At 73.7% G+C, this 6351-nt stretch carries 6 protein-coding genes and 1 pseudogene; 4 read left to right on the top strand and 3 right to left on the bottom strand.

The genetic code is table 11. The annotated features are described in order from the left end of the window. Positions 1–1532 (bottom strand): tRNA (N6-isopentenyl adenosine(37)-C2)-methylthiotransferase MiaB (gene miaB, locus FA014_RS17105; protein WP_154730843.1); only part of this gene is annotated, 1532 nt, incomplete at its 3' end. A gap of 135 nt (positions 1533–1667) precedes the next feature. Between miaB and FA014_RS17100 the strand changes: the two genes are divergently transcribed. The 4 genes from FA014_RS17100 to FA014_RS17085 all read left to right on the top strand — a co-directional run bounded on the left by FA014_RS17100 (position 1668) and on the right by FA014_RS17085 (position 5141). Beyond that, positions 1668–2465 carry an amino acid ABC transporter ATP-binding protein gene (locus tag FA014_RS17100; protein ID WP_154730842.1) on the top strand — a complete coding sequence of 266 codons (798 nt, stop codon included), beginning with the start codon at positions 1668–1670 and terminating at the stop codon, positions 2463–2465. Positions 2466–2560: 95 nt separating this feature from the next. Then, complete coding sequence (locus FA014_RS17095; protein ID WP_154730841.1) at positions 2561–3439, top strand: glutamate ABC transporter substrate-binding protein; 879 nt, start codon at positions 2561–2563, stop codon at positions 3437–3439. Between the two features lie 90 nt (positions 3440–3529). Further along, positions 3530–4180, top strand: coding sequence for an amino acid ABC transporter permease (locus FA014_RS17090; protein ID WP_154730840.1), 651 nt, complete (start codon positions 3530–3532; stop codon positions 4178–4180). 52 nt (positions 4181–4232) lie between these two features. Next, the gene (locus FA014_RS17085) at positions 4233–5141 is read left to right on the top strand and encodes an amino acid ABC transporter permease (RefSeq protein ID WP_154730839.1); all 909 of its coding nucleotides are present in this window, start codon (positions 4233–4235) and stop codon (positions 5139–5141) included. Positions 5142–5177: 36 nt separating this feature from the next. On the opposite strand, the gene FA014_RS17080 is transcribed toward FA014_RS17085, so the two are convergent. Continuing rightward, positions 5178–6209 (bottom strand): HDIG domain-containing metalloprotein, encoded by a 1032-nt coding sequence (locus FA014_RS17080; RefSeq protein WP_154730838.1) that lies wholly within the window; start codon positions 6207–6209, stop codon positions 5178–5180. Between the two features lie 16 nt (positions 6210–6225). Beyond that, a pseudogene (locus tag FA014_RS17075) lies at positions 6226–6351 on the bottom strand (hypothetical protein); the annotation flags it as partial.

Genomic DNA, 6351 nt, shown 5'->3' with positions numbered 1-6351 from the left:
CCCGTCCCGCAGGCGTCCCCGGCGCCGCCGTGCGCGTCGTCGTCGCCCGCCTGCCGCCGCTCCCAGGCGTCGCCCGCCCGGGTCCGGCGCACCGCGAACGTGCCACCCTCGACCGCCGAGTCCGCGACCAGGTGGTGCGGCGCCGCGTGCGTGACGTCGACGGTGACGAGGTCGCCGGGGCGGGGCGCGTCGGCCGCGGCGAGCCCGGCGGGCAGCGCGAGGTGCACGAGCCGGTTGTCCGCGGCGCGGCCCGACAGCCGCCGGGTCTCGCCGTCCTTGCGGCCCTCGCCCTCGGCGAGCAGCACCTCGACCGTGCGGCCGACCTGGCGCTGCGCCTCCTCGAGGCCGATCCGGTCCTGCAGCGCGATCAGCCGCTCGTACCGCTCCTGCACGACCGCCTTGGGCAGCTGGTCGGGCAGGTCGGCGGCCGGCGTGCCGGGGCGCGGCGAGTACTGGAACGTGAACGCCGAGGAGAACCGCGACGCCTCGACCACGCGCAGCGTCTCGGCGAAGTCCTCCTCGGTCTCGCCCGGGAAGCCCACGATGATGTCCGTCGTGATCGCCGCGTCGGGCAGCTGCGCGCGCACCCGGTCGAGGATGCCGAGGAACTTCGCGGAGCGGTAGGACCGGCGCATCGCCCGCAGCACCCGGTCGGACCCGGACTGCAGCGGCATGTGCAGGCTCGGCATCACGGCGGGCGTCTCGGCCATCGCCGCGATGACGTCGTCGGTGAACGCGGCGGGGTGCGGCGACGTGAACCGCAGCCGCTCCAGCCCGTCGATCGCGCCGGCGGCGCGCAGCAGCTTGGCGAACGCGCCGCGGTCACCGAACTCGACGCCGTAGGAGTTCACGTTCTGACCCAGCAGGGTCACCTCGATGGCGCCCTGGTCCACCAGCGCGGCCACCTCGGCGAGGACGTCGCCGGGCCGCCGGTCGCGCTCCTTGCCGCGCAGGTGCGGCACGATGCAGAACGTGCAGGTGTTGTTGCACCCGACGCTGATGGACACCCAGCCGGCGTACGCGGACTCGCGGCGGGTCGGCAGCGTCGAGGGGAAGACCTTGAGCGACTCCTCGATCTCGACCTGCGCCGCCTCGTTGTGCCGGGCGCGCTCGAGCAGCACCGGCAGCACGTCGAGGTTGTGCGTGCCGAACACGACGTCGACCCACGGCGCGCGCTCGACGATCCCGGTGCGGTCCTTCTGGGCCAGGCAGCCGCCGACGGCGATCTGCATGCCCGGGCGGGCGCGCTTGGTGCCGGCCAGCCGGCCGAGGTTGCCGTAGAGCTTGTCGGCCGCGTTCTCCCGCACCGCGCACGTGTTGATCACGATGACGTCGGCCTCCTCGGCGGCCGCGGCCTCGGGCGACGCGGCGACGTAGCCGGCCTGCTCCAGCATGCCGGCCATGTGCTCGGAGTCGTGCACGTTCATCTGGCAGCCGAGGGTCTTGACCAGGTACGTGCGCGCGGGCGCTCCGGCCGCCGACGTGGGGGCGTCGGGGGCCACGAGGACGGGGGGCGGGGTCGTCGTGCTCATCGCGGACCAGGGTACGTCCGCCGCTCCCCGCCCTCCGCAGCGATGACTTGCCTGAGATGTCCACATGACCGCGCTGTTTCCGATCTGTGACCTCAAAAGGTGGCGCAGGTAACACGAGCCTCATAGGTTCCAGGAATGGCACAGCCCGACCCGGCCCCGGCCCCCACCCCCGCGGCGTCCCCGGCACCCCACCCCGGCGCGCCCCTCGTCGTCCTCGAGCACGTGGAGAAGCACTTCGGCGCGCTGCACGTGCTCCAGGACGTCAACCTCACCGTGCGGCGCGGCGAGGTCGTCGTCGTCATCGGCCCGTCCGGCAGCGGCAAGTCCACGCTGTGCCGGACGATCAACCGGCTCGAGACGATCGAGTCCGGCACCATCACCCTCGACGGCGTCCCGCTGCCCGCGGAGGGGCGCGCGCTCGCCCGGCTCCGCGCCGACGTGGGCATGGTGTTCCAGTCCTTCAACCTGTTCGCGCACCGCACGGTGCTGCAGAACGTCACCCTCGGGCTGCGCAAGGTCCGCCACCTCGGCAGCCGCGAGGCCAAGGAGCGCGCGATGACGCTGCTCGAGCGCGTCGGCGTCGCGAGCCAGGCGGACAAGCTGCCCGCCCAGCTGTCCGGCGGCCAGCAGCAGCGCGTCGCGATCGCCCGCGCGCTCGCGATGGAGCCGAAGGTCATGCTGTTCGACGAGCCGACCTCCGCGCTCGACCCCGAGATGATCAACGAGGTCCTCGACGTCATGACGTCCCTCGCGGCGGAGGGCATGACGATGGTCGTCGTCACCCACGAGATGGGCTTCGCCCGGCGCGCGGCCGACCGCGTCGTGTTCATGGACGGCGGGGCGATCGTCGAGGAGGCGGACCCCGAGACGTTCTTCACCGCCCCGCGCAGCGACCGGGCGCGGGACTTCCTGTCGAAGATCCTCACCCACTGAGCCCGGGCGCCCCGCGCCCGCCCGCACCACGCGCACGAACCCTGACCGGCACCGACCGAGACGCACGCACCCCGACGCGACCCCAGGAGCCCGACATGAGAACCCGTACCGCTGGCCCGATCGCCCTCGCCGCCGCCGCCGTCCTGACGCTGGCCGCCTGCGGCGGCTCCGACGACACCGACGGGGGCTCGACCCCCGAGGTGTCGGACGTCGAGGCCGCCGACTTCCCCGAGGGCTCGACGATGGCCGAGCTCGCCGAGGCGGGCTCCATCACCATCGGCACCAAGTTCGACCAGCCGCTGTTCGGCCTCGTCGGGCCCGACGGCACGCCCGAGGGCTTCGACGTCGAGATCGGCAAGATCATCGCCGGTGCGCTCGGCATCCCCGAGGACGGCATCGAGTGGAAGGAGACGGTGTCCGCCAACCGCGAGTCGTTCATCGAGTCCGGGCAGGTCGACATCGTCGTCGCGACGTACACCATCAACGACGAGCGCAAGCAGGTCGTGTCGTTCGCGGGCCCGTACTACCAGGCCGGCCAGTCGATCCTCACCCTCGCCGACAACGAGGACATCCAGGGCCCGGACGACCTCGCGGGCAAGAAGGTCTGCACGGTCTCCGGGTCGACCCCCGAGGCGAACCTGCTGGAGAACTTCCCCGACACCGAGGTCGTGCCGTTCGGCGCCTACTCCGACTGCCTGGAGCCGCTGCGCGGCGGGCAGGTCGACGCCATGAGCACCGACAACGTCATCCTCGCCGGCTTCGCGGCCGACGACCCGGCGTTCGAGGTCCGCGGCGAGCCGTTCACCGAGGAGCCGTACGGCATCGGCCTCGCGCTCGACGACACCGACTTCCGGATGTGGATCAACGACGTGCTCGAGCAGTCCTACGAGGACGGCACCTGGACCGAGGCCTGGGAGGCGACCGCCGGCACCGTGCTGCCGACGCCCGAGCCGCCGGCCGTCGACCGGTACTGACGCGGCCGGCGGCGCGGCGCCCGGGGGTCCCGGGCGCCGCGCCGCCCCACCCGTGCACCCCCGTCGTCCCCCGAAGGCAAGGACCCCCGCGTGGACCTGATCGCCGACAACCTGCCGGCCTACCTGAGCGGCTTCCGCGTCACGCTGCAGCTCACCGCCCTGTCCGGGGTGGTCGCCCTGGTGTGGGGCACCGTGCTCGCCGCCATGCGCGTCTCCCCCGTCGCGACGCTCCGCGGCCTCGCGGTCACCTACGTCGAGCTCCTGCGCAACACCCCGTTGACCCTGGTGTTCTTCTTCCTGGTGTTCGTCGCGCCGCAGTTCGGCGTGCTGCCGCCGCTCGGCTTCTGGACCGCGGTGATCGCGCTGTCCGCGTACACGTCGGCGTTCGTCTGCGAGGCGGTGCGGTCCGGCATCAACGGCGTGCCCGTCGGGCAGGCGGAGGCGGCGCGTGCGATCGGGCTCACCTTCGGCCAGACCCTCAACCTGGTGGTGCTGCCGCAGGCGGTGCGCTCCGTCATCCCGCCGCTGATCAACGTCCTGATCGCCCTCACCAAGAACACCTCGGTGGCCGCCGGGTTCGCGGTGGTCGAGCTGCTGGCCTCCGGCCGGCGCATCGCGCTGGCCAACCCGTCCGAGGCGGTGCTGGCGCTGGCCGGCGTGGGGCTGTTCTACCTGGTCATCACCATCCCGGCCGGGTACCTGGCCGGGGTCCTCGAGCGGAAGGTGGCGTTCGCCCGATGATCGCACCCCACGTCCTCGTCCGCTCCGCTCACGAGCCCGAGGGGGCCCCGAGATGAGCTCCGTCCTGTACGACGAGCCCGGACCCGTCGCCCGCCGTCGCGAGCGGATCGGCTCCGTCGTCGGCGGCCTGCTGGTCGTCGCGCTGCTCGTCCTCGCGTTCCGGTACGCCGACGACCGCGGCCTGTTCGGCGCCGACCGGTGGGACGTGCTGTACGACCCGCCCAAGAACCAGTCCGCCGAGGCGGTCTGGACGTCGATGGTCGTCCGCGGCCTCGGCGCCACCCTCCGCGCCGCCGTGGTCGCCGCCCCGCTCGCCCTCGTGCTCGGGCTGCTGCTCGCGATGTGGCGCACCGCCCGCACCCCCTGGCTGCGCGCGCCCGCCACCATCGTGATCGAGCTGTTCCGCGGCCTGCCCGTGCTGCTCATGATGCTGTTCGGGCTGCTCGGGTTCGGCTGGGACGCGTTCGCCGCCGTGGTGTTCGGCCTCACGGTCTACAACATGGCGATCATCGCGGAGATCCTGCGCGCCGGGCTCGCGTCGCTGCCCAAGGGCCAGACCGAGGCCGCGTACGCCATCGGGCTGTCGCGGTGGCAGACCCTGCTGCTCGTGCAGCTCCCGCAGGCGGTGCGGACCATGCTGCCGAGCCTGATCGCGCAGCTGGTGGTGCTGCTGAAGGACTCCTCGCTCGGGTTCATCGTCGGCTACCCGGAGCTGCTGAAGGCCATGCAGAACAACGCGCAGTACTTCGGGCAGCGGTACTACGTCGCGCTGTTCGTCGTCGGGGCCGGGATCTACCTCGTCGTGAACATCACGCTGACCCGGCTGGCGGTGTGGCTGCAGCGCCGCGGCGGTGCGAAGACCGCGGGGAAGGTGGCGCGGGACGTCACGATCGCCCCGGCCGGCGTGGGCGGCCCGGGCGGCCCCGGCGGGTTCGCCTCCGGTGCGGGCGGCACGGTCTGACCGGTCCTCCCCGGCGCGGCCCCTGCGCTCGCGACGTCAGCCCGCCGTGGCGCTCGCGCGCACCTCGCGGACGACGGTCACCTTGATCTCGCCCGGGTAGGACAGGTCCTGCTCGATGTGCCGGGCGATCTCGACCGCGAGCCGGCCGATCTCCGTGTCCGGCACCTCGCTCGGCTCGACGACCACGCGCATCTCACGGCCCGCCGCCATCGCCAGCGCCCGGCGGACCCCGGCGTGGCCCGCGACGAGCTCCTCGAGCTGCTCCAGCCGCTCCACGTGCTGGTCGGTGTCCTCCCGGCGGGCGCCCGGGCGGGCCGCGGACATCGCGTCGGCCACCTGCACGAGCACCGCCTCCACGGTCTCGGCCGGGACCTCGTCGTGGTGCGCGGCGATGCCGTTCACCACCGCCTCGGACTCGCCGTGCCGGGCGGCCAACGCCGCGCCGACCTGGGCGTGCGTGCCCGGCACCTCGCCCGTCATCGCCTTGCCGAGGTCGTGCAGCAGCGCGGACCGGCGGGCGACGTCGACGTCGGCGCCGATCTCGGCCGCGACCTGCGCCGCGATCAGGGCCGACTCCACCAGGTGCTCCAGCACGTTCTGCCCGAACGACGTCCGCAGCCGCAGCCGCCCGAGGACCCGCACGAGCTCCTGGTCCAGGCCGCGCACCCCGGCGCGCTCGGCGGCGGCGTGCCCCGCCTCGTCGGCGCGGTCGTCCGCACCGGCCAGCGCCTCGGCGTAGGCCGTCTCGATCCGCTGCGGGTTGATCCGGCCGTCCGCCATCAACGCCTCGAGCGCGACCTGGGCCACCTCCCGGCGGTCGGCGTCGAAGCAGGACAGCACCACCGTGCCGGGGGTCTCGTCGACGAGGACGTTCACGCCGGTCAGCGCCTCGAACAGCCGGATGTTCCGACCCTCCTTGCCGATGATCCGGCCCTTCATCTCGTCCGACGGCAGGGGCAGCAGCGTCACGGCCGCCTGGCTGCTGGTCGGGACGGCGGCCCGCTGCGCGGCGGTCGCGAGCACCCGGCGGACCCGCGCGTCGGCGGTGCGGCGCGCCTGCGCCTCCACCCGGCGGACCGTCGGCCGCGAGGTCGCTCGCGAGCAGGAGCGTCATCTCGGGCACGCCCAGCTCGTCGGGCGCGGTGGCCGGCAGCGTCGGCTCCCAGTGCCGGACCACGTCCCAGCCGAGCGCGCCGACCAGGCCGCCGGT

Origin of the sequence: Cellulomonas hominis (assembly GCF_005239125.1) — a bacterium.
GTDB lineage: Bacteria > Actinomycetota > Actinomycetes > Actinomycetales > Cellulomonadaceae > Cellulomonas > Cellulomonas hominis_A.
This window is presented reverse-complemented; position numbering and strand designations above follow the sequence as displayed.